General features: G+C 58.2%; 22 protein-coding genes and 1 tRNA gene. 11 read left to right on the top strand and 12 right to left on the bottom strand.

Annotation, left to right across the window (positions count from 1 at the left end; genetic code table 11):
* Positions 1-11 precede the first annotated feature (11 nt).
* The 3 genes from rpsR (at position 12) to ACTYEO_RS13325 (ending at position 2184) form a co-directional block, all read left to right on the top strand.
* On the top strand, positions 12-239 hold the full coding sequence (gene rpsR / locus ACTYEO_RS13335) for a 30S ribosomal protein S18 (protein WP_449324239.1): 228 nt from the start codon (positions 12-14) through the stop codon (positions 237-239).
* 12 nt (positions 240-251) lie between these two features.
* Positions 252-875 (top strand): 50S ribosomal protein L9, encoded by a 624-nt coding sequence (gene rplI / locus ACTYEO_RS13330; protein WP_449324238.1) that lies wholly within the window; start codon positions 252-254, stop codon positions 873-875.
* A gap of 184 nt (positions 876-1059) precedes the next feature.
* The gene (locus tag ACTYEO_RS13325; protein ID WP_449324237.1) at positions 1060-2184 is read left to right on the top strand and encodes a PQQ-dependent sugar dehydrogenase; all 1125 of its coding nucleotides are present in this window, start codon (positions 1060-1062) and stop codon (positions 2182-2184) included.
* Between the two features lie 73 nt (positions 2185-2257).
* Here the strand turns inward: ACTYEO_RS13325 and ACTYEO_RS13320 are convergent, their stop codons facing one another.
* From ACTYEO_RS13320 to ACTYEO_RS13310, 3 genes are all read right to left on the bottom strand, one after another.
* Positions 2258-3607: a hypothetical protein gene (locus tag ACTYEO_RS13320; protein ID WP_449324236.1), complete on the bottom strand. Its 1350-nt coding sequence runs from the start codon at positions 3605-3607 to the stop codon at positions 2258-2260.
* A 161-nt stretch (positions 3608-3768) separates the two neighbouring features.
* Positions 3769-5094 (bottom strand): trigger factor, encoded by a 1326-nt coding sequence (gene tig, locus ACTYEO_RS13315; protein WP_449324235.1) that lies wholly within the window; start codon positions 5092-5094, stop codon positions 3769-3771.
* A gap of 137 nt (positions 5095-5231) precedes the next feature.
* Positions 5232-5316: transfer RNA gene (locus ACTYEO_RS13310), tRNA-Leu, on the bottom strand.
* Positions 5317-5504: 188 nt separating this feature from the next.
* Between ACTYEO_RS13310 and ACTYEO_RS13305 the strand changes: the two genes are divergently transcribed.
* From ACTYEO_RS13305 to glnA, 3 genes are all read left to right on the top strand, one after another.
* Positions 5505-6023 carry a Hint domain-containing protein gene (locus ACTYEO_RS13305; RefSeq protein WP_449324234.1) on the top strand — a complete coding sequence of 173 codons (519 nt, stop codon included), beginning with the start codon at positions 5505-5507 and terminating at the stop codon, positions 6021-6023.
* A 245-nt stretch (positions 6024-6268) separates the two neighbouring features.
* Entirely contained in the window at positions 6269-6607 is a 339-nt protein-coding gene (locus ACTYEO_RS13300) for a P-II family nitrogen regulator (RefSeq protein ID WP_449324233.1), read from the top strand.
* A gap of 79 nt (positions 6608-6686) precedes the next feature.
* On the top strand, positions 6687-8093 hold the full coding sequence (gene glnA, locus ACTYEO_RS13295; RefSeq protein WP_449324232.1) for a type I glutamate--ammonia ligase: 1407 nt from the start codon (positions 6687-6689) through the stop codon (positions 8091-8093).
* A 98-nt stretch (positions 8094-8191) separates the two neighbouring features.
* On the opposite strand, the gene ACTYEO_RS13290 is transcribed toward glnA, so the two are convergent.
* From ACTYEO_RS13290 to ACTYEO_RS13260, 7 genes are all read right to left on the bottom strand, one after another.
* A complete protein-coding gene (locus ACTYEO_RS13290; protein WP_449324231.1) occupies positions 8192-8398 on the bottom strand; it encodes a hypothetical protein in 207 nt (68 codons plus the stop codon).
* A gap of 65 nt (positions 8399-8463) precedes the next feature.
* A complete protein-coding gene (scpB, locus tag ACTYEO_RS13285) occupies positions 8464-9189 on the bottom strand; it encodes an SMC-Scp complex subunit ScpB (protein WP_449324230.1) in 726 nt (241 codons plus the stop codon).
* 4 nt (positions 9190-9193) lie between these two features.
* Positions 9194-10006, bottom strand: a complete 813-nt coding sequence (locus ACTYEO_RS13280; RefSeq protein ID WP_449324229.1) for a segregation and condensation protein A — start codon at positions 10004-10006, stop codon at positions 9194-9196.
* Positions 10006-11013 (bottom strand): glycoside hydrolase family 3 N-terminal domain-containing protein, encoded by a 1008-nt coding sequence (locus ACTYEO_RS13275; RefSeq protein WP_449324228.1) that lies wholly within the window; start codon positions 11011-11013, stop codon positions 10006-10008. Before ACTYEO_RS13275 ends, ACTYEO_RS13280 begins: the two co-directional genes overlap by 1 nt.
* 2 nt (positions 11014-11015) lie before the next feature.
* A complete protein-coding gene (locus ACTYEO_RS13270) occupies positions 11016-11915 on the bottom strand; it encodes an SPOR domain-containing protein (RefSeq protein WP_449324227.1) in 900 nt (299 codons plus the stop codon).
* Positions 11916-12011: 96 nt separating this feature from the next.
* A complete protein-coding gene (gene argS, locus ACTYEO_RS13265; protein ID WP_449324226.1) occupies positions 12012-13745 on the bottom strand; it encodes an arginine--tRNA ligase in 1734 nt (577 codons plus the stop codon).
* Between the two features lie 58 nt (positions 13746-13803).
* Positions 13804-14988 carry a deoxyguanosinetriphosphate triphosphohydrolase gene (locus tag ACTYEO_RS13260; protein WP_449324225.1) on the bottom strand — a complete coding sequence of 395 codons (1185 nt, stop codon included), beginning with the start codon at positions 14986-14988 and terminating at the stop codon, positions 13804-13806.
* 98 nt (positions 14989-15086) lie between these two features.
* Between ACTYEO_RS13260 and ACTYEO_RS13255 the strand changes: the two genes are divergently transcribed.
* The 5 genes from ACTYEO_RS13255 (at position 15087) to ACTYEO_RS13235 (ending at position 20736) form a co-directional block, all read left to right on the top strand.
* A complete protein-coding gene (locus ACTYEO_RS13255) occupies positions 15087-15413 on the top strand; it encodes a HesB/IscA family protein (RefSeq protein WP_449324250.1) in 327 nt (108 codons plus the stop codon).
* Between the two features lie 73 nt (positions 15414-15486).
* Complete coding sequence (locus ACTYEO_RS13250) at positions 15487-15888, top strand: STAS/SEC14 domain-containing protein (protein WP_449324224.1); 402 nt, start codon at positions 15487-15489, stop codon at positions 15886-15888.
* A gap of 61 nt (positions 15889-15949) precedes the next feature.
* The gene (xth, locus tag ACTYEO_RS13245) at positions 15950-16729 is read left to right on the top strand and encodes an exodeoxyribonuclease III (protein WP_449324223.1); all 780 of its coding nucleotides are present in this window, start codon (positions 15950-15952) and stop codon (positions 16727-16729) included.
* Positions 16730-16736: 7 nt separating this feature from the next.
* Positions 16737-18116, top strand: coding sequence for a M20 family metallopeptidase (locus ACTYEO_RS13240; protein WP_449324222.1), 1380 nt, complete (start codon positions 16737-16739; stop codon positions 18114-18116).
* 193 nt (positions 18117-18309) lie between these two features.
* Positions 18310-20736, top strand: coding sequence for a GcvT family protein (locus ACTYEO_RS13235; RefSeq protein ID WP_449324221.1), 2427 nt, complete (start codon positions 18310-18312; stop codon positions 20734-20736).
* On the opposite strand, the gene ACTYEO_RS13230 is transcribed toward ACTYEO_RS13235, so the two are convergent.
* Together ACTYEO_RS13230 and ACTYEO_RS13225 are read right to left on the bottom strand one after the other, a co-directional pair.
* Entirely contained in the window at positions 20733-21233 is a 501-nt protein-coding gene (locus tag ACTYEO_RS13230; RefSeq protein ID WP_449324220.1) for a holin family protein, read from the bottom strand. The two genes, ACTYEO_RS13235 and ACTYEO_RS13230, sit on opposite strands and share 4 nt — an antisense overlap.
* Positions 21224-21835 carry a holin-associated N-acetylmuramidase gene (locus tag ACTYEO_RS13225; protein WP_449324219.1) on the bottom strand — a complete coding sequence of 204 codons (612 nt, stop codon included), beginning with the start codon at positions 21833-21835 and terminating at the stop codon, positions 21224-21226. Before ACTYEO_RS13225 ends, ACTYEO_RS13230 begins: the two co-directional genes overlap by 10 nt.
* Positions 21836-21847: the final 12 nt, after the last annotated feature.

Below are 21847 nucleotides of genomic sequence, written 5' to 3'. Positions count from 1 at the left end.
GGATATAGAACATGGCCGCTAAACCGTTTTTCCGCCGCCGCAAGTCCGACCCGTTCGACGGCGAAGGCGCACCCAAGATCGATTACAAAGACACCCGTCTTTTGCAGCGCTACATCTCTGAGCGTGGCAAGATCGTTCCGTCCCGTATCACCGCAGTCGGTGCCAAGAACCAGCGTCAATTGGCAAAAGCCATCAAACGCGCACGGTTCCTGGCCCTCCTGCCCTACGCAGTAAAGTAAGGAGACCGACCCATGGAAGTGATCCTTCTCGAACGTGTAGCCAAGCTCGGCCAAATGGGCGATGTCGTGTCCGTCAAAGACGGTTACGCACGCAATTTCTTGTTGCCCAAGAAAAAAGCCCTCCGTGCCAATGAATCCAACCTCAAGGCCTTCGAGGCGCAAAAAGCTCAGCTGGAAGCACAAAGCCTCGAGACCAAGAAAGAAGCAGAAGCCTTCGCAGAAAAGTTGGCAGGCCAGCAATTCATCGTGATCCGCTCCGCTTCCGACTCGGGCGCGCTCTACGGCTCCGTCACCACCCGTGACGCCGCCGAAGCCGCAACCGCAGGTGGGTTCACCGTAGATCGCAAGCAGGTCGCATTGGCCCGTCCTATCAAGGATTTGGGTTTGCATTCCGTGCATGTGCATCTGCACGCCGAAGTCACCGTTGATATCGTGATGAACGTTGCACGTTCGCCCGAAGAAGCGGAACTGCAGGCAGCTGGCAAGTCGATCCAAGAATTGGCTGCTGAAGAAGAAGCGGCTGCTGAATTCGAAATCGCCGAGCTGTTCGACGATATCGGTGCAGCCCAGAATGACGACGAAGATGGCGACGCGCCTGAGGCCCCTGCGGCCGATGAGAGCGACGAAGAAGCCTGATCTTTTGAGGGCCGCGCCGTTATAGGCTGGTCCTCATAACCAGATCGTGAACCGCGCCTTTCGGGGCGCGGTTCTTTTTTTGCGCTATATAGATTGAAAAGTACGTCCCCTATCGGAAGGTCTTTTCATGCGCCGCCTGCCCTCCCTCATCTGCTTAACCGCCCTATTTTGTGTGCCTCTCGGCATGGGGGCTGCGCAAACCGCCCCCGTTCCCGATGGCGCGCCCAATCAACCTGATCTCACCCCCGCTTTCGCCGCACAGACCGAGGCACCGGCCCAAACGAGCGATTTCGCGCTCAGCCAAAGCATTGTGGCCGAGGGGCTGGAACACCCTTGGGCCGTGACCGTTTTGCCTGATGACGAAGGCTATCTGGTGACCGAGCGCTCGGGCGCGCTGCGCCATGTCAGCCGCGAAGGCGTGCTCTCGGACCCGATCAGCGGCACGCCTGATGTCTTTGCACGCCGCCAAGGCGGGCTGCTCGATGTGGAAATCGCGCCTGATTTCGCGCAAAGCCGCGTGATCTACCTGACCTATTCCAAACCCATGGGAAATGGCCGCTCCACCACCGCCGCCGCCCGCGCGGTTCTGAGTGCGGATGCCTCAAGCCTCAGCGGGCTGCGCGATATATTTATCGGCAATCCGCCCTCCTCCACGCCGATGCATTATGGCAGCCGTATCGTGGCTGATGGCGCGGGCGCGGTCTTCATCACAACGGGCGAGCATTCCTCACGTGGGGAATGTGTCTTGGCGCAAGACCTCAGCACCACCTATGGCAAGGTGATCCGCGTGGAGGAAACGGGCCAAACGCCTGAGGCCCGCATCTATTCCTACGGGCATCGCAATATCCAAGGGGCAGCCCTTGCCGCGGATGGCCGTCTCTGGACGATCGAGCATGGCCCCGCAGGCGGGGATGAGTTGAACATCATCGAAGCGGGGGCGAATTACGGCTGGCCCATTGTCAGCTATGGCGTGAATTACAATGGCAGCGCCATTGGCACAGGCGCGGCCCGCCACGCCCCCGATTTTACCGAGCCGCGCTATTATTGGGACCCTGTGATCGCTCCGGGTGGGATGGTGTTTTATGACGGGGCGATGTTTCCAGAATGGTCGGGTGATATTCTGGCCTCGGGTCTGGTCGCCTCAGCCTTGGTGCGGCTCGATATCAACGGGGACAGCGTGGCGGGTGAAGAGCGTCTTCTGGAAGGGATCGGTCGTGTCCGCGATGTGGCCATCGACCATGACGGAGCGTTGCTGATTGTGCTGGATTTGCCCGATGCGCCCCTTGTTCGGATCGCGCGTGGCTTATGACTTTCGAACCTAAAGAGAAGGCAGAATGACCCTAAAGTGAGTCATCCTTTAACTTTCGATACATTTTGGCAGTCTAGTTGTTCCATGTCTCCAAGGACAGGGTCGCAGGGCATGCCGCCCCGCTATAGGAGCCAAGCCAGACATCCACGCGCCCGTTCAACAGGTTGCCACCGCGCAGATTGAGAAGCGGGTTCAGATTGCCCGCGCTGTCATCATCATAGAACCACTGGCCATCTGCGGTATTCACCAACAGGGTCGTGTCGCAAGATGAATTCACGATCATCTCCAGACGATAGGCATCCATCCCCGAGAGGTAGAAGGAATATTGCGGGGCTTGGCTGGCATAGCCGAACCCTGGAAGACCGCAGCCATTCACATCCGCCCCGCCCAAGGCTTGGCTCTGGAAGCTGTCGCGGCTGTAGAGATCGTCCCCCGTCAGCGAGAAGGTCGCGCCAGTATAGGCAAAGCTCGGGCAATTGCCGCCCCCGCTTGGCGCAGGGGTCGCCGCGCCGGAGCTTGCCAGCCATGTCTCGAACTCTACCGATGCGGGGCAATTGACCCCGCCATAGGACCCAACCCAGACATCAACGCGCCCTTCCAAGGCTCCCAAGCCAGACAGGCGCATCATCGGGTTCAGGTTGCCGTTGGAATCATCATCGAAATGCCATTGGCCATCGGCGGTATTGACCAGCAAAACGCTGTCGCATTGCGCCTCGACCTGAATTTCCAGATCGTAATCCTGCATACCAGAAAGATAGAGCGTGTATTGCGGCGAGGTGGAGGCATAGCCCCAAGCGTCAACACCCATGCCATTGCACCCATCCAGCGATGTGCCCCCTGTGGCCGAAACCGAAAGCGTTTGTGGTGCATAAAGCTGCTGGCCCGAATAATTCAGGATCAACCCTTCCTGCTGGAAGGTCGGGCATGTGCCTGATTGTTGTGGCGCGGGCGCTTGGGCGTAGAAGGTTTCAAGGTTGAGTGACCCGCCGCAACTGCTGCCGCCAAAGGTTCCGACCCAGACATTCACCCGCCCATTGGTTTGCGCAGCCGAGCCAAGCGTGATCATCGGATCAAGATTGCCGTTTGAATCATCATCGAAATACCACTGGTTATCCGCCCCCAGAACAAGAAGCGCTGAATCGCATTGGCTGTCGACATCCAGCACCAATTGGTAGTCCTGCATCCCCGTCAGATCGAGGGTATAGCTGGGTGCCGCGTTGAAATATCCGCTTCCCACATTGCCCAAACCGCAATTTGCCAATGAAAACTGCCCCGAGGCCTGCACACCGAATGTCTTGGGCGCATAGAGATCTTGCCCCGTAAAGCTGTAACTCGCCCCTGCGGCTTGTGCCGACGGGCAGGCCATTGCGGCCACGCTCATGGCGCAGACCATCGCGAAACTGGTCAGAAAGAGACGGATCATTTTGGGCTCCATGTGATGGTTGCTAGTCTCAATAAGCCTAGGACGCGCCGCTAGTTCGGGCCAGAGAAAACTTCTTTAGAGACCAATTTGAAACCAAAGAAAAAGGCCGCCCCTTTCGAGGCGACCTAAATTCAGTAATATCACAGAGATATGGGGCGAAGTTACTCTTCGCTCAGCTCTTCAACCGCTTTTTCAAGCTTGGCTTTGGTTGTCTCTTTCTCTTTCACATCCGCTTGCTCGAAGATGTAATCGACAACCTTATCCTCGAACAAAGGCGCGCGAAGCTGCTGCTGTGCGGCTTGGTTCTTCTGGATAAATTCGAAGAATTCACGCTCCTGCCCGGGGTATTGGCGGGCTTGGTTCATGATCGCTTGGGTCATTTCGGCATCCGAGACCTGAACGTCGTTCTTTTGTCCCAGCTCTGCCAGCAACAGGCCAAGCTTTACGCGGCGCGATGCGAGGGTGTTATGCTCATCGGTTGCTTCGATGGTACCGTGATCATGGCCCTGCACTTCGGGGTTTTCTTCATGCCACAGCTGATGCGCGATCTGGCTGGCTTCGGCGTCAACAAGGCTTGGCGGCAGTTCAAACTCAACCGCTTTGTCCAGCTGATCAAGCAAGGCGCGCTTGAGAACCTGACGGGCCGCGCCCTTATATTCAGCGCCCAAACGCTCTTCGATCTGGCCTTTCAGCGCGGCGAGGTCTTCTGCGCCGTATTTCTTGGCCAATTCATCGTCCAACTCGGCAGGAACTGCCTTTTTGACTTCCTTGACCTTGCATTCGAACACGGCCGCTTTGCCCGCGAGATGCTCGGCGCCGTATTCCTCAGGGAAGGACACTTCGACATTCTTCTCTTCGCCGGCTTTCACGCCAACCAGCTGCTCTTCAAAGCCGGGGATGAATGCATTGGAGCCCAGAACCAGCGGGTAATCTTCTGCCGCGCCGCCTTCAAAGGCCTCGCCATCCACTTTACCAAGGAAATCAAACACAACCTGATCGCCATCCGCCGCTTTGCCCTTCTTGGTCTCGAAGTTCTGCGAGCTGGCCGCGAGGTTGTTCAACGCATCTTCGACGTCTTTTTCATCAGCAGGCACGACCAAACGCTCGAGCTTGAGCTTTTTGTAATCCACATCGGGGATTTCGGGCAGGCATTCATAGGACATGGAAACAACGACATCATCGCCTTCTTTCCAGTCTTCATTGGTCATTTTGACCTCAGGCTGCATCGCAGGACGGTCGCCGCTGGTCTCCAGATGGTTCTGCATCGCGCCGTCAACGGCTTCCTGCATCGCTTCACCCATGACACGGGGGCCAAACTGCTTTTTCAGCAATGGCATCGGGACTTTACCCTTACGGAAGCCCTTCATTTCAATACCGGGCTGTGCCTCGGCAAGCTTCTCGTTCACCTTGGCTTCAAGCTCGGCGCCGGTGATTGTGATTTCATAGGCGCGCTTGAGGCCTTCGTTCAGAGTCTCGGTGACGTTCATAATCTTCCTCGCGTTCGAAACGAGACCGCAGACAGCGGCCCCAGGACGGAATTTGCGCCTTACTAGAGGGGGGCAAGGGGGCGTTCAACCCCGAAAACAAGGGGGGACGCCACTTCGACCGAATATTCAAGAAAGGATGGTGCGGGTGAAGGGACTTGAACCCCCACGCCTTGCGGCGCCAGAACCTAAATCTGGTGCGTCTACCAATTCCGCCACACCCGCAACGAGGCGGCTCTTAGCAGAGCTGAATTCAGGATGCGAGAGTAAATTCACCCCGCGCCCTGACCAAAAAACCACACCAAAGATAGACGGGTTAATATCTTTTGATTTCCCTGCGCGAATGTGGCACGATCAAGCCAATAAAAAGGCGAGGCATCAAAGAATGCCCGCATTTGAGTGCAGGAGCAGCAATGACACATCTAGACACCCGGCAATTTGCCGGCAGTTCACCCGTTGAGTCCAATCCCCAAACCAAACTTGATGCAGCGCTTCCGCTTGGCACTACTGTGCTGACGCTGGATGGCGCCCTGCCCGTTGAGGCGATCTATCCCGGTGACCGCGTGATCACCCGCAATGGTGGTGCCCAAACCGTGCGCGCTGTGATCCGCCGCGCCGTGCCGCGCAGTTTGCGCTTGGTGCATGTCGGCAAGGATGCGCTTGGCGGCAAGCCCGAGGAAGATGTCATCCTTCTTCCCCAGCAACGCGTTTTGATCCGCGACTGGCGTGCGCAGGCGCTTTACGGCAAACCCCAAGCCGAGCTTGAGGCAGAACAGCTTGTCGATGGCGAGTTTATCAAATGGGCCGATGGCCATACGCGCCCGAGCCATATGATTGCGCTGCATTTCGACAAAGATCAGATCATTTATGCAGGCGGGCTAGAGCTTTGCGCCGCTGCCCCGCATGTAGAAGCTGTCGCCGGAGCGTTCTAGGGCCCAAGACCCTCCCGCTCCTCCTGAAAAGGCCGCCATTCTTTGTGGTGGCCTTTTTCATGTTCGCCTCCCAGCCCCATAGTTTTCAAAGCGTCTATTTTTTGTGCGTTGCGATTATTTTTTAGCCGCACGCTCGAAAAGCCCTCGGGCTGGAATGCTTGTTTGGCCGTATCGCATTGTCGCCGCAAATCAGAAGTGGTCTCACCCACAAGGTAACAAAAGCGCTCGTATACGAGGAGGCCCACATGAAAAAAATCGAGGCGATTATCAAACCGTTCAAGCTCGACGAGGTCAAAGAAGCCCTCCAAGAGATCGGAATTCAGGGGCTTAGCGTCACTGAAGTAAAAGGTTTCGGCCGTCAGAAGGGTCACACAGAACTCTATCGTGGCGCCGAATATGTGGTCGATTTCTTGCCAAAGGTGAAAATCGAAGTGGTTTTGTCGGATGACCTGGTCGATGGCGCTGTAGCGGCGATCATTGACGCGGCCAAGACCGACAAAATTGGCGATGGCAAAATCTTTGTCTCGCCAGTTGAGCAAGCGATCCGCATCCGGACGGGCGAATCTGGGGAAGACGCCCTCTGATCCCAGCTTTTGGCTGGATTTCATTTTTCAAAAGGGGCTCCCCGCCCCGACTTCAACAAAACCTTAAGGGAAGGTCACGATGAGCAAAGATACCGTTCTCAAAATGATCAAAGACGAAGATATCGAATATGTAGATATCCGTTTCACTGATCCGCGCGGCAAACTTCAGCACGTCACTGTGATGTCTGATCAGGTAGATGAAGACTTCCTCGATGAAGGCTTCATGTTCGATGGGTCCTCCATCGCTGGCTGGAAAGGCATTGAAGCGTCGGACATGAAATTGATGCCCGATACTGACAGCGTCTATGTTGACCCATTCTATGCCGAGAAAACGCTCTGCGTGCATTGCTCGGTGGTCGAGCCTGACACGGGCGAAGCCTATGATCGTGACCCACGCGGCACTGCCGAGAAGGCTGAGGCCTATCTCAAATCCTCGGGTATCGGCGATGTGGCCTATTTCGGCCCAGAAGCAGAATTCTTCCTCTTTGACGATGTCCGTTTTGCGGTCTCCATGAACAAAGTCTCTTATGAGGTTGATGCTCAGGACGCCGCCTGGAACTCTGATACCGAATACGAGATGGGCAATATGGGCCATCGTCCGGGTATCAAGGGCGGTTACTTCCCTGTGAACCCAACCGATGCCGCACAAGACCTGCGCTCGGAAATGCTCTCCACCATGAAGCGCATCGGCATGAAGGTCGACAAGCATCACCACGAAGTGGCGTCTTGCCAGCACGAGCTTGGCTTGATCTTCGGCAGCCTGACAAAACAGGCCGACGAGCTGCAGAAATACAAATACATCATCCACAATGTCGCCCATGCCTATGGCAAATCCGCGACCTTCATGCCCAAGCCAATCTCTGGCGATAACGGCACAGGCATGCACTGCAACATGTCGATCTGGAAAGACGGCAAGCCGCTCTTTGCTGGCGACAAATATGCCGATCTCTCGGATGAAGCGCTGTATTTCATCGGTGGTATCTTGAAGCACGCGAAAGCGCTGAACGCCTTCACGAACCCCTCGACCAACTCCTATAAGCGTCTGATCCCGGGCTTCGAGGCCCCCGTTCTGCGCGCTTATTCGGCTCGTAACCGTTCGGGTTGTGTTCGTATCCCATGGACAGAGTCGCCCAAGGCAAAACGTGTGGAAGCCCGCTTCCCCGATCCAGCGGCAAACCCCTATCTGTGCTTCGCAGCCCTGCTTATGGCTGGCCTTGACGGCATCCAGAACAAGATCCACCCTGGTGAGCCTTCGGACAAAGATCTCTACGATCTGCCCCCAGAAGAGCTGGCAGAGATCCCAACCGTTTGCGCCTCGCTGCGTGAAGCGCTGGACGAGCTGGAAAAAGACCACGAGTTCCTGCTCAAAGGCGACGTGTTCACCAAGAGCCAGATCGAAGGCTATGCTGCCCTTAAGTGGGAAGAAGTCTACGAATTCGAGCACACACCGCACCCAGTTGAATACAAGATGTATTACAGCTGCTAATCAGCGGTATCTCTCAATACAAAACGGGGCGCCCATTCGGCGCCCCGTTTCATTTAAAAATATGTATTTTCAGCGTGTTGTCGGCTGACGTAAAACGATTAAAATCGTCTTAGGCGTCCGGCAAGGCGGCCCACTTGGCGCATGCGCTGCTGTGTTTCTCGAGCGGATTGCGGGGTATTGGCAGGCGGCTGGCCCTCAGAGGCGTTCCCGCCCCTATTCGAGACCCTATTGAAGCCCGCATTGATGCCGCGATTGATGATCTGGCCCATGAAGCGGCGCAGGATCATTGCAATAAGACGTTCCATATTACCTCTGCTCAAATTGTTATTTTGCGCAGTATAGCAGAAATTATGGCTTTTTCGAGCCGAGCCTATTCGAACATATCATCCGTGTCCTCGCCCTCGTCCTCATCAAAGGGCAGCGCGTCTTCATCAGGGTCGCTATCCTCGCTGCTGGCCACGGGAACAAGGCTGCTTGGCGGGCGGCTTTCCAACAGGCCCGCTTCGCGCAATTCCTTCAAGCCAGGCAAATCGCGGGCGCTTTCCAAGCCGAAATGGTCAAGGAAGGATTGTGTGACCGTATAGGTCACAGGGCGGCCAGGCGTCATTTTGCGCCGACCAAAGCGGATCCATTCCATTTCCATCAATTGATCAATCGTGCCACGGCTGACCGAAACGCCACGGATTTCCTCGATTTCGGCGCGGGTGACGGGCTGGTGATAGGCGATGATCGCCAAGGTCTCGATCGCGGCGCGGCTGAGTTTGCGGGTCTCGACCGTCTCGCGGCTCATGAGATAGCCCAAATCACCCGCCGTGCGGATCGCCCATGCATCGCCCACACGCGCGACATTCACCCCCCGCCCCTCATAGCGGCGACGCAGATATTGCACGGCCTCGGCAGGGTCACAGCCATGTGGCATGCGCTTTTCCATCTCGCGCAGGGTCATCGGCTCGGCACTGGCAAAGAGCAACGCCTCGACCATGCGTTCCTGCTCACCCATAGGCGGGGCCTGAAACAGACTGTCGCTCGGGCCTGCGGGCTTTTCATCGGGTTCTGAAGGGGCTTGCGTGGCTTGGTTTTCTGTCTCTGCGGTCATGGCTTCACTCGTCTTTCCGCTTCAATTCAATCGGGGCAAAGGTCTCGGATTGGCGCAGCTCCACCTTGCCGGCCTTGGCCAATTCCAAAGCCGCCGCAAAAGTTGACGCCGTGGCCGAGCGCCGTTTCTTCGGGTCCGCCTCCCAGCCTGAGGGGATATAGGAGGAAATATCGGTCCAATTGCCCGCATATCCGATCAGCCCGCGCATCCGCTCCAGCGCTTCCTCCATGGTAAAGACGCTGTCACGGTCCATCACGAAGGGGCGGAACTCTTCCTTGGTCTTGATCCGCGCATAGCCTTGCATCAGGTCCAGCAAGGTCGCGGAATAGACGATTTTCTTGGTGGCGGTGACCCCTTCAGGCAGGCCGCGCACAAAGCGTTCCCGCCCGATCCTGTCGCGCCCCATCAACCGCGCCGCGCATTCGCGCATGGCGGCCAGACGTTCCAGTTGAAAGGCCAGATGGGCGGCCATTTCCTCGCCCGATGGTCCTTCATCGGTGGGATCGGGGGGCAGCAAAAGGCGGGATTTCAAAAAGGCCAGCCATGCGGCCATTACAAGGTAATCAGCGGCCAGCTCGATGCGCAGCTTGCGCGCTTCCTCGACGAAAACCAGATATTGCTCGGCCAGTTTGAGGACCGAGATTTTGCGCAAATCCACCTTCTGGGTGCGCGAGAGCGTCAGAAGCAGGTCCAAAGGGCCTTCAAACCCGTCCACATCGACGATCAGCGCCTCGGCCGCACGCCGTTCAGCGACCGAGTCCCACTCGGCCCCATCCACGGGCGGATTGTCATTGGCGGGCGCGGTCGGATCGGACATCAAGGAGCCTTGCTGTGAAGCGCCTCAAACTCGGCCTGAAGGGCGGAAATGTCAAGCGCCACAGGGGCGTGGCGCAAGGCCAGCGCCGCCTCGGCCTGTGCAAGGGCCGCGCCCTCAAGCGCGCCCGAGTTTGCAACAACCGCCTCCATCTCGGCGCGGTCTCCGTTGCAATGCAAAATCAGATCACAGCCCGCCGCAATCGAGCGCGCCGCGCGCTCGCCAATAGGTCCCGGCAAGGCCCCCATCGAGAGGTCATCGGTCATCATCAACCCTTTGAAGCCGATCTCGCTGCGCACCAGATCCATCAGGGTTTTCGACATGGTGGCAGGCAGGCCATCCTCAATCGCGTCATAAACGATATGCGCGCTCATCCCCAAAGGCAGGTCGGCCAAGGGTTTGAAGGCGGCGAAATCAATGGCCTCCAGCTCGGCGCGGCTGGCAGAGACACGCGGCAATTCCGCGTGGCTATCCACCTGCCCCAAGCCATAGCCTGGAAGATGTTTGAGAACGGGCAACACCCCTGCGGCCAGCAAGCCCTTTGCCATGGCGCGCGCATTGCGGGCTACGCTTTCGGGGTTACGCCCGTAAAGACGGTTGAGCAGCACGGGATGGGTTTCATCACGGGCAACATCGGCCAAAGGCGCGCAATTTGTATCAATGCCAATCGCACGCAACTCCGCCCCGATCAGGGCACCGCGCAGATAGAGGGCGCGCGCGGCCTGATCTGCGCTCAGTACCATGACCTCATCCAAAGCAGGGCGCCATTCACGCCAATGCGGGGCGCGCAGGCGCTGTACCCGCCCGCCTTCCTGATCAATCAGGATCGGCGCATCGCGCCCAAGGGCCGCGCGCAGATCAGATGTTAGGCGGCGAACCTGTTCAGGTGTTTCGATATTTCGGGCAAAAAGGATAAAGCCCCAAGGCTGCGCTTGGGCAAAGAATTCGGCCTCGCCCTCGCTCAGTCGCGGCCCTACGCAGCCAAGAATCGTGGCGGATATGCCCGCCACGCCTAGCGCACCGTCACAGGAATACAGGCCGTGCCTTCCGCCAGAAGGGCGGTGCAAAAGCGGCGCGCATCCGAGAGGTCGTCAAACCCTGCTGCGCGCAGACGAATAAATTCCCGACCACCCGAAACGGCGCTTTGCACAACGCGGGGGCGGCCATTGAAGAAATCAGGGAACGCCCCGCTGAGCCGCGTCCATTCTGCGCGGGCGGTCTCAAGATCGTCAAAGGCGCCAAGCTGCACCAGCCGTGTGCCTTCAGGCAGGCCAGTGGGGTCCAGCTCATCCGACAAGGCCGCCGTTTCAACGGGGTCGGCGTCATTTGCGGTGCTAATAGCCGCGACACGACGATCGGCAGGGCGCACAGTCGGACGGGGCGAACGGGTCAGCCCTGTGGCGGGGGCGGCCTGTTCGGTTTCGGCTTCCAAAACGCCCTCTTCCAGCGCTTCGAATAATTCCAAGGTTGCGGCCGAGGCCGCATCAGGGGTTGGCAAAACTTCGGCCTCGCTCGCCTCAGGCGTGCTGGCCGAGACGAAATCAAGCTCTGCAAGTTCAACAGGTGCAGGGGCCAAAACGATCCGCTCGGCTGCGGGGGCGGCTTCCTCGCCTGCTGCGATGCGGTTCACGGCCAGACCTTGATGCTCGGCCTGCGATCCGCCCGGATCTTCGGGGGCAATGCGCATCGGGCCTTCCAAAGCGCGGATCACGGGCACGCCCGAGACATCGCGCATCGTCAATTGCCATGCCCAAACCGACAGCCCCACAACCAGCGACAGCGATACCGCTGCGCCCGCCCAATTCAACGCCAAGGTCACCCTTGCGGGTTCCGCCTGAGGTGGGTCCACCTGCGGAGCATCCGAATAGCTGACGCCATCGTCATAAGGAGAATAATTCTCGTATACTGCCATGCCTGCCTCCAATCACAAACGTGCACCCTCTGCGTGGTGCATCCATCCGTGATGTCTATAGTCCTGCTCGAAACCGGCGTCGCGGAGGCTTATGCCTCACATTTTTTCAACCGGCTTGACCCCTAGAATACCAAGACCGTTGGAAATAACAACGGCTACGGCACGGATCAGGCTAAGTTTTGCAGATGTTGCGCTCGTGTCACCCTCTTGGAAGAAGCGCAGATGTGGCTCGCCATTGCCCTTATTCCACAATGCGTGAAATTCTGATGCTAAATCATAGAGATAGAAGGCAATCCGATGCGGCTCATGAGATTGCGCTGCAATCTCGACCATACGGGGCCATTCCGCCAGTTTCGCGATCAGGGCAAATTCCGCAGGATCGGCCAGTTGTGACAGATCATCAGGCAGCCCTGTGCTGCCCATCCCTGCCTCATCGGCCTTGCGCAGCACCGAATGAATACGGGCATGGGCGTATTGGACATAGAAAACAGGGTTATCCTTGGATTGCTCCATGACCTTGTCGAGGTCGAAATCCAAAGGCGCGTCATTCTTGCGGGTCAGCATGATGAAACGGGTGACATCCGCGCCGACCTCATCGACCACATCGCGCAGCATCACGAATGTGCCCGCCCGTTTGGACATTTTGAACGGCTCGCCCCCTTTGAAAAGCCGCACCAATTGGGTAAGTTTCACATCCAGCGGCACACGGCCTTCCGACAATGCCGCAACAGCCGCCTTCATCCGTTTGACATAGCCGCCATGATCAGCCCCAAAGACATCAATAAGTTCATCGAAGCCTCTGGAAACCTTATCAAAATGATAGGCGATATCGGGCGCGAAATAGGTCCATGCCCCATCTGATTTCTGGATCGGACGGTCAACATCATCGCCATATTCGGTGGATTTGAACAAGGTCTGCTCGCGCGGTTCCCAATCTTCGGGGGTTTTGCCTTTGGGCGGCTCCAGCACGCCGCGATAGATCAATCCCTTGCCGTCGAGATCCTTGATCGCCGCCTCAATCAACCCTGTACCATAGAGCGATTTTTCGGAGAAAAACTTGTCCATCTTCACGCCGAGCAGGGCCAGATCCTCGCGGATCAGTTCCATCATTGCATCGGTTGAAAACTCACGCACCTCTTGCAGCCAGACATCCTCGGGCTGGTCGATATAGGCATCGCCCACCTTGTCCTTAAGTGCCGCGCCCACCCCGATCAGGTAATCGCCGGGATATGTGCCATCGGCAAAGGCCACCTCTTGGCCATGGGCCTCAAGATAGCGCAGATAGACCGAGCGCGCGAGGACATCGACCTGCGCGCCACCATCATTGATGTAATATTCCCGCGTGACCTTATGGCCCGCGAAATCCAGAAGGCTGGCCAACGCATCGCCAAACACGGCACCACGGGTATGGCCCACATGCAAAGGCCCTGTCGGATTCGCGCTGACATATTCCACATTCACCGATTTGCCCTGCCCCATATCAGAGCGGCCGAAATCTGCACCATGGGTCAGCACATCCACCACCACATTGCGCCATGTCTGGGCCGACAGGCGCAGGTTCAAAAAGCCGGGGCCTGCGACCTCGGCGCTGTCGATACGCGCGTCTTCCATCAGCTTGGGCGCTAAGGCTTCCGCGATATCGCGCGGCTTGAGGCCTGCGGGCTTGGCCAGCACCATCGCGGCATTGGTCGCCATATCGCCATGGGCTGCATCGCGCGGCGGCTCGACCGCCACATTGGCATAGTCGAGGCCTGCGGGCAGGCTGCCCTCAGCGGCCATTGCATCAAGGCATTGGATCACGAGGGAACGGATATCGGCGAAAAGCGTCATGTTAGTTGGGTCCTTGAACTGATCTGACGGGGTGTAGCATGGCGCGCGCGAAGGTCAATCATGCGCGCGATATTTGCCCATCTCGCGCCCCGTATCCCCCAGCCGCGCCCCCCAAAAATTCGGCATGGCTTTGCAGCGCAAAGCGATCCGTCATGCCCGCGATGTAATCCGATACGATCCGCGCCAGTTCCGTTTGCGAGGTCACCTCGGCCACATCCTTGCGCCATTGCTTGGGCAGGTTTTCGGGGTTTTCCATAAAGAACGGGAATAATTCCGTGACAACTTGCGTCACCTCACGGCGCATCTCGATCACCGAAGGCGCGCGATACATGCGCGTAAACAAAAAGCTGCGGATTTGCTTGAGGTCTTGGAACACCGCATCCGAGAACTGGATCACAGGGCGACCAGCGGCGCGAATATCCCCGACATTTTGCGGATCGATCTCGGCCAGTGCGGTTTGTGCATAGGCAATCACATCCTCGACCAGCACCCCGAAGAAACGGCGCAGCGCCTCATGGCGGCGGCGGTAATAATTCAGACCGGGATATTTGCGATCAACGGCACCGAAACACTCCCGCAGGATCGGCAATTCGATCAGCTCATCGGTCGAGAACAACTCGGCCCGCAACCCGTCATGCAGATCATGGTGGTTATAGGCGACATCATCGGCAAGGGCTGCCACCTGCGCCTCGGCGCTGGCATGAGTGGAGAGTTCCAGATCATGGACCGTGCTATATTGCGCCAGCGCCCAAGGCACGGGGTCCGCGACAGGGCCATTATGTTTGGCGATGCCTTCAAGCGTTTCCCAAGTGAGGTTGAGACCGTCAAACTCGGCGTAATGCCGCTCGAGTGCGGTGACGATCCGAATGGCCTGCGCGTTATGATCAAACCCGCCATAAGGCGCCATCAAATCCGAGAGCGCATCCTCGCCCGTATGGCCGAAAGGTGTGTGCCCCAGATCATGGGCCAGCGCCACGGCCTCGGTCAGCTCCGCATTCAGGCCAAGCGCGCCCGAAATCGTGCGCGCCACTTGTGCCACTTCGATCGAATGGGTCAGGCGGGTACGGTAATAATCGCCCTCATGTTCCACAAAAACTTGGGTTTTATGCTTGAGCCGCCGAAAGGCCGAAGCGTGGATGATCCTGTCACGATCCCGCTGGAAACAGGAGCGGAAGGCGCTTTCCTCCTCAGGCACCAATCTGCCGCGGCTTTGGCTTGGATCGCAGGCATAAACAGCGCGCATATGCTTTCCCTCTGTCCTTGTCGGAGCGTTTATGCTTCCATATATGAGAGAGATGACAATTGCGACACTGGCTTTGGATAAACCCCATGACGCTGACCCTGACCCTGCCCCCGAAAGTCACCGAACGCGCCTTTGCGCGTCTGGCCGAGATCAATGAGGATGCAGAACAGGCGCAAGCCTTGCGCGTTGCGGTTGAAGGCGGGGGCTGTTCCGGCTTTCAATACGAGATCAAACTGGATGAGGCCGCCCCCGATGATCTGGTGATTGAGGGCGCGGGTCAAAAGGTGGTGGTTGATGCGGTCTCACTGCCATTTCTGGCCAATGCCGTGATCGATTTCTCGGAAGAGCTGATCGGCGCACGTTTCGTGATCGACAACCCCAATGCAACTTCATCCTGCGGCTGCGGCACCTCCTTTTCGATGTAGCCTTGTTTGATGTGGATCATGGCGGCGCGGCCGTTGCTGGGGCAAGATTTCTCCAGCAATCGGAGGAATGACCATGACGAACCCCGTCTTTACCAGCACGCTTGAGGCCCCTGAACTTTTGGTGATCGAGGCCCATGGCACCATTGATGCCGTGACCATGGAGGTCGCTCTGGACATGCTCGTCAAGGATATGGAGGGCATGGAGCATGGCAATCTCTTGATGCGTGCTGGCGGGGTTGAATGGCCGACGCTTGGCGCCATCGGGGTTGAGCTGCGCCATTTCGGCCAGATGATGGGCTTGCTGCGGAAAATCGAGAAGGTTGCGCTGCTCAGCGATTGGCCGTTCTACAAATTTATGGCCCAACTCGAAAGCGCGCTGATCCCGAATTTGGTGATCAAAGGGTTCAACCCCGATGAAGAAACTCAAGCCCGCGCGTGGTTGGCCGAGCCATCGCGCGTGGATGCTACCGCTTAAGCTTGCCTTGCTGCGCGCCCCAAGCGATATGTAGGGACAAGCTGCATAATCGGGGTCCGTCATGAAAATCGCCACATTTAATATCAACGGGATCAAAGCCCGCATCGACGCCCTGCCCGCTTGGCTGGATGAGGCGCAGCCCGATGTCGCCCTTCTTCAGGAAATCAAATCCATCGATGAAAATTTCCCCCGCGAGGTCTTTGAGGATCGCGGCTACAATGTCGAAACCCATGGCCAGAAAAGCTTCAACGGCGTGGCGATCCTGTCGAAATTGCCCTTGGAGGATGTCACCCGCGGCCTTCCTGGCGATGCGGAAGACGAGCAAGCCCGCTGGATCGAGGCCACCGTGATGGGCGAGCAGGCGATCCGTGTCTGTGGCCTCTATCTGCCCAATGGCAACCCGACACCGGGCCCCAAATATGATTACAAGCTGGCATGGATGGCCCGCATGGAAGAGCGCGCCAAAGAGCTTCTGGCCACCGAGATGCCCGTGGTTTTTGCAGGCGATTACAACGTGATCCCCCAAGATGAAGACGCCGCCCGCCCGCAGGTCTGGCAGCAGGACGCGCTCGCCCTGCCCCAATCGCGCGCAGCGTTTCGCAGGCTGTTGAACCTTGGCCTGACCGAGGCGTTCCGCGCCCGTGTGCTGGGGCCTGATCATTACTCCTTCTGGGATTATCAGGCAGGCGCTTGGAACAAGAATGACGGCATCCGCATTGATCACTTGTTGCTCAGCCCGCAAGCCGCCGATCTGCTCTGCGATGTGCGGATCGACAAGGAAATCCGTGGGCGCGACAAACCCTCGGACCATGTGCCCGTCTGGATCGATCTGGCCGCATGAGCGCGCAATGACCCGTGACGCCGCGATAACACAGGCCCAAGCCCGCTTTGATGACGGAACATTCGAGGCCGATCTGGCCGCGCTGATCGCTATTCCCACGGATTCCACCCAACCCGATGCCGCGCCAAGCCTGCTGCGATATCTGGAGTATTGGGAACCGCGTCTGACTGAGATGGGGTTTTCCTGCACAAGGTTGGCGGTTGAGGGTTGCGATCTGCCCTTCCTCTTCGCCGAGCGGATTGAGGACGCCGGCCTGCCCACCATCCTGACCTATGGCCATGGTGATACCGTGCCTGCAATGCAGGGCGCGTGGGCCAAGGGGCGTGACCCGCATGTTCTCAGCAAGGAAGACGGGGTGTGGTATGGGCGCGGAATTGCGGATAACAAAGGCCAACATCTGATCAATATCAATGCGTTATCATCCGTTTTGAAAGTGAAAGGCGCGCTTGGCTTTAATGTCAAACTGCTGCTTGAGATGGGGGAAGAAGCAGGCTCGCCGGGATTGCATGATCTGGCCCGCCGCGAGGGGGCGCGGCTCAAGGCTGATCTTTTCCTTGCCTCGGATGGCCCTAGGCAGGAGGCCTCTGCCCCCACGATTTTTCTTGGTGCACGCGGGGGGGCAAGTTTCAAACTCTCGATCATCCGCCGCAAGGGCGGCAGGCATTCGGGCAATTTCGGCGGGGCCATCGCCAATCCAGGGGTCGAGCTGGCCAATGCGATTGCCTGCATCATCGATGCGCGGGGCCATCTCAAGATCAAAGGCTGGAAGCCTGAGGCCCTCCCTGAGGCCGCACGCCGCGCGCTGACGGGCATCACTCCTGTTGCGGGTGAGGTGGATGAGTGGTGGGGCGAGCCTGATTTGACCCCTGCCGAAAGGGTCCATGCTTGGGTCGCGGCAGAAATTCTGGCCTTTACCTGCGGAACACCCGAGCGCCCCGTCAATGCCATCCCGCCCGAGGCTCATGCATGGCTGCAACTGCGCTTTGTCAAAGGCGTGGATATGGCGCAAATCGAGCCTGCGCTGCGCAGGCATCTGGATGCGCATGGCTTTGAGCATGTCCAGATCACGCCTGAGGGGCCGAGCTTTGCCGCCAGCCAAACCCCGACAGAGCATCCTTTCGCGCAATTTGTCAGCGCCTCCATCGCGAAAACCTGCGGCGAGGCGCCTGTGGTTTTGCCCTCGCTTGGCGGGTCACTGCCCAATGATGTGTTCACCGATATCCTGAACCTGCCCGCAATCTGGGTGCCCCATTCCTATCCGGGATGCAGTCAGCACGCACCTGACGAACATCTGCCCGCCCCCCTGATGCGCCAAGCGCTTGGACTGATGGCGGGTGTGTTTCATGATCTGGGCGAAAGCCGCCCAGACCAGATTGGCCTGTGTTAAAACTCTCCTGCGCTTCCAGTGAAAAACCTATTTCAAAGCGATAGAAACCTATCTCCGCGTGTAAGCCCCCAAGCAACTATCCCATCTGCGTCATTTCTGCTGTGTGATCCGTCGAAAACGGACACCCATCTGCGCCTCTGTCCCGCCTAATCTGATCTGGCACAGGGGCCGACAGGGCATGAGGGAGATGTGAATGCAAAGCCAAGCGCGTGTGGTTGTTGTCGGAGGGGGCGTTGTTGGATGCTCGGTTCTTTATCATCTGGCCAAAGCAGGATGGACCGACAGCCTGCTGGTCGAGCGCTCGGAATTGACCTCGGGCTCCACATGGCATGCGGCGGGTGGCTGTCACACGATCAATGGCGACCCGAGTGTCGCGAAATTGCAGAAATACACGATCGAGCTTTATCGCGAGATTGAGGAGCTTTCGGGCCAAGCCACGGGCCATCATATGACGGGCGGGGTGATGTTGGCCTCGACGCAGGCGCGGTTCGACTGGCTGAAAAGCATAGCTGCCAAGGGCCAATATCTAGGGATCGAGACCGAGGTCATCACGCCTGATCAGGCCCATGAGTTGATGCCACTGCTGGACCCGTCCCAATTCGTAGGCGCGCTGCGCACGGTGGTGGACGGGCATCTTGACCCCTCGGGCGTCACCTATGCCTATGCGAAATCCGCCAAGAAATTGGGCGCGACTTACATGACCCATACAAAGGTGGAAGGTATCACCCGCGCCCGCGATGGCGGCTGGATTATCTCCACCAACAAAGGCGATGTGGCTTGCGAACATGTGGTGAATGCGGGCGGGCTTTGGGCGCGTGAAGTCGGCCGCATGGTCGGGCTGGAACTGCCTGTTCTGGCGATGGAACATATGTATCTTCTGACCGAAGATATGCCCGAAGTCGCTGAAATAAATCAGAAAACGGGCAAGGAAGTTGTCCATGCCGTGGATTTCGATGGCGAGTTATACCTGCGCCAAGAACGCGGCGGGATGCTTATGGGCACCTATGAGAAAGCCTGCGTGCCATGGTCCGATAGGCAAACCCCTTGGGAATTCGGCCATGAATTGCTGCAACCCGATATTGACCGCATTGCCCCCTCGCTCGAGATCGGGTTCGAGCATTTTCCCGCCTTCGCCAATGCAGGCATCAAGCAGATTATCAATGGCCCCTTCACCTTTGCACCCGATGGAAACCCGCTGATCGGCCCGATCCGTGGCTTGCCCGGGATGTGGTCGGCCTGCGCGGTTATGGCGGGGTTCAGCCAAGGCGGTGGTGTGGGGCTGGCGCTGGCCAATTGGATCACCCAAGGCGATCCGGGTTTTGATGTCTGGGCGATGGATGTCGCGCGCTATGGGGATTGGGCCACGCTGAGCTATACCAACCCGAAAGTGCAGGAAAACTACGCGCGGCGCTTTTCGATCAAATTCCCGAATGAGGAATTGCAGGCCGCCCGCCCCCATAAAACCACGCCGATCTACGACCGCATGTTGGCGCTTGGGGCGCAGATGGGCGATAATTGGGGGCTTGAAACGCCGCTATGGTTCTCGCCCGATGGCACGCGGGATGAATTCAGCTGGCGCCGCTCGACCGATTTCAACCATGTCGCCAATGAGGTGCGCGCCTGCCGTGAGGCGGTGGGTGTTATGGATATCTCGGGCTTTTCGAAATTCCGTGTTACAGGCAGCGGGGCCGAGGCATTCCTGGACCATGTCCTTGCCTGCCGCTTGCCCAAGGCAGGCCGCATGGCCTTGGCACCGATGCTTAAGGAAGATGGCAAATTGCAGGGCGATCTGACCGTCGCCTGTTTGTCTGAGGGGGAGTATTACCTCTTTGGATCAGGCATGGCGGAGGTGTTTTATGCCCGCTGGTTTGAACAGCACATGCCGCAAGACGGATCGGTCAGTCTTGAGGTGATCGGGCTGGGGCTGTGTGGCCTGTCCATCGCAGGGCCCAAAGCGCGCGAGTTGTTGCAGCGTCTGACGGGCGAGGATGTCTCCAAAGCAGCGCTGCCCTTTATGGCGGCACGGCGCATGGATATCGGCATGGCGCCTGCGATTGTCGGGCGGGTCAGTTTCACGGCGGATTTGGGTTATGAGATATGGATGCGGCCTGAATTCCAGCGCCAGATATTCGAGCGTATTCTGGCGGAAGGCGCTGATTTGGGAGTGACACCTTTCGGGTTGCGTGCGCTCAATGCGATGCGGTTGGAGAAGAATTTCGGCGGTTGGGGCCGTGAATTCCGCCCTGTCTATGGCCCGCTTGAGGCAGGGCTGTCGCGCTTTATTTCCTACTCCAAACCTGTTGATTTCATTGGCAAGTCTGGCGCGCTTGAGGAGCGATCTTCGGGCGGTGCGCTACGTTTGATCAGCTTTGTTCTGGATGCAAAGGATGCCGATGTGATCGGGGATGAACCGATCTGGCTGGAGGATGATGTAGTCGGTTGGGTGACCTCAGGCGGGTTTGCGCATTATGCGGGGAAATCCATGGCCATGGGCTATGTGCCCAAAGAGGTCGCGGATCGGGACGGGCCTTGGGCTTTGGAGATTTTGGGCGAGAAACGCGCCCTCACCCCGCAGCGCACGGCCTTGTTTGATGCCAATGCCGAACGAATGCGCGGCTAATCCCGACCCTGCCCGCGCAAACGCTGCCATGCCGATAATGCGGGGTTGTCCTGTTGCTCCACGGCCTCGGCGCGGCGGCGTCTGAACAGGCCGCGTCTGCGCCTTTGGGGGGCGGGGCTGCGGGCATAATGCAATTCACGCGCGCCGAAGTAGAAGCTGACCACAGCGCCAAGCAACCACCAAAGCGGCTCGGGCACCTCTTGCAGGCCGCGCATCCTTTCCGCAAAGGCCAGCGGATCAATCATCGCATGGGCAAAAAGGCCAAGCGTGCCAAGGGCCAGCAAAGGGCGCGGCAAACGGTTGAGCCCGTTCACGCCCCGATCAAACCATGTGCTGCCCGCATGACGAAACTCCTCTGAGGCGGCCTGCAAAGTGGCTTGCGCCAATTCGCCCTGCAACTCCATCTCGCGGGTTGCATTGGCCACGAAAACCTCGCTCAGGCCCTCTGCGGCCTCTCCAAGGGCGGAAGCCCCCGTTACCCTATCGATCAGGCCCATGCTGCAATCCTTCTTTGATGATCTGCCTCGCTCAGATGGTATTTTTCTGAGATGAATTCCTCTGCCCGTGTGATCCAGCCACCCTTTCCGCCATCGCGCCTGCGGGCATATTTGCGCGAGGCAGGCCGTCGATCGGCCAATCGGTAATAGAAATTGCGCCTTGCGATGCCATAGGCATCCACAAGATGATCAGGGGCCGCGTTATAGGCCGCTTGCGCCGCGCCGCTTGTCTGCGGGCCGATCACACCATCAACCGCGATCTCAAGCCCCATATCGCGCAAGAGCCGCTGCAAAATCCGCACGGCTTGCGCGCCTGCATTGACATACATGTCGAAGACCGATGGCTGAAGCGCCTGCGGCAAAAGCCCGATTGCGGGGCGGGTATAGTAATGATCAATGAAAATCTCGATGGCCTGTTCACGGGTCAGCAGGCGCACATCTTGGGCATCAACATCGCCGTCTTCATCCAGATCAAGCCCCAAGCGGCGCATGGTGTGGATGGTGACCCCGAAATTCGTCGCCCCGCCCGGATCATCGGGGTCATTCACATAGCCGCCTTCGCGCGCCACGATTTCTTCTGCAATTCTACGAACCACAAGCATGGGTTCGCCCCT

The organism is Rhodophyticola sp. SM2404 (assembly GCF_053570515.1).
The sequence above is the reverse complement of the archived record's forward strand: the minus strand, read 5'-3'. Positions and strand labels throughout refer to the sequence as shown.

Excerpts from the sequence above, each read along its gene's own strand:
- argS (WP_449324226.1), bottom strand. The coding sequence starts at position 13,745 with ATGACGCTTTTCGCCGATATCCGTTCCCTCGTGATCCAATGCCTTGAT.
- ACTYEO_RS13290 (WP_449324231.1), bottom strand. The coding sequence starts at position 8,398 with ATGGAACGTCTTATTGCAATGATCCTGCGCCGCTTCATGGGCCAGATC.
- ACTYEO_RS13325 (WP_449324237.1), top strand. The coding sequence starts at position 1,060 with ATGGGGGCTGCGCAAACCGCCCCCGTTCCCGATGGCGCGCCCAATCAA.
- ACTYEO_RS13320 (WP_449324236.1), bottom strand. The coding sequence starts at position 3,607 with ATGATCCGTCTCTTTCTGACCAGTTTCGCGATGGTCTGCGCCATGAGC.
- xth (WP_449324223.1), top strand. The coding sequence starts at position 15,950 with ATGAAAATCGCCACATTTAATATCAACGGGATCAAAGCCCGCATCGAC.
- scpB (WP_449324230.1), bottom strand. The coding sequence starts at position 9,189 with ATGACCGCAGAGACAGAAAACCAAGCCACGCAAGCCCCTTCAGAACCC.
- glnA (WP_449324232.1), top strand. The coding sequence starts at position 6,687 with ATGAGCAAAGATACCGTTCTCAAAATGATCAAAGACGAAGATATCGAA.
- ACTYEO_RS13230 (WP_449324220.1), bottom strand. The coding sequence starts at position 21,233 with ATGGGCCTGATCGATAGGGTAACGGGGGCTTCCGCCCTTGGAGAGGCC.
- ACTYEO_RS13260 (WP_449324225.1), bottom strand. The coding sequence starts at position 14,988 with ATGCGCGCTGTTTATGCCTGCGATCCAAGCCAAAGCCGCGGCAGATTG.
- ACTYEO_RS13300 (WP_449324233.1), top strand. The coding sequence starts at position 6,269 with ATGAAAAAAATCGAGGCGATTATCAAACCGTTCAAGCTCGACGAGGTC.
- ACTYEO_RS13305 (WP_449324234.1), top strand. The coding sequence starts at position 5,505 with ATGACACATCTAGACACCCGGCAATTTGCCGGCAGTTCACCCGTTGAG.
- rpsR (WP_449324239.1), top strand. The coding sequence starts at position 12 with ATGGCCGCTAAACCGTTTTTCCGCCGCCGCAAGTCCGACCCGTTCGAC.
- ACTYEO_RS13280 (WP_449324229.1), bottom strand. The coding sequence starts at position 10,006 with ATGTCCGATCCGACCGCGCCCGCCAATGACAATCCGCCCGTGGATGGG.
- ACTYEO_RS13270 (WP_449324227.1), bottom strand. The coding sequence starts at position 11,915 with ATGGCAGTATACGAGAATTATTCTCCTTATGACGATGGCGTCAGCTAT.
- ACTYEO_RS13240 (WP_449324222.1), top strand. The coding sequence starts at position 16,737 with ATGACCCGTGACGCCGCGATAACACAGGCCCAAGCCCGCTTTGATGAC.
- tig (WP_449324235.1), bottom strand. The coding sequence starts at position 5,094 with ATGAACGTCACCGAGACTCTGAACGAAGGCCTCAAGCGCGCCTATGAA.
- rplI (WP_449324238.1), top strand. The coding sequence starts at position 252 with ATGGAAGTGATCCTTCTCGAACGTGTAGCCAAGCTCGGCCAAATGGGC.
- ACTYEO_RS13250 (WP_449324224.1), top strand. The coding sequence starts at position 15,487 with ATGACGAACCCCGTCTTTACCAGCACGCTTGAGGCCCCTGAACTTTTG.
- ACTYEO_RS13225 (WP_449324219.1), bottom strand. The coding sequence starts at position 21,835 with ATGCTTGTGGTTCGTAGAATTGCAGAAGAAATCGTGGCGCGCGAAGGC.
- ACTYEO_RS13235 (WP_449324221.1), top strand. The coding sequence starts at position 18,310 with ATGCAAAGCCAAGCGCGTGTGGTTGTTGTCGGAGGGGGCGTTGTTGGA.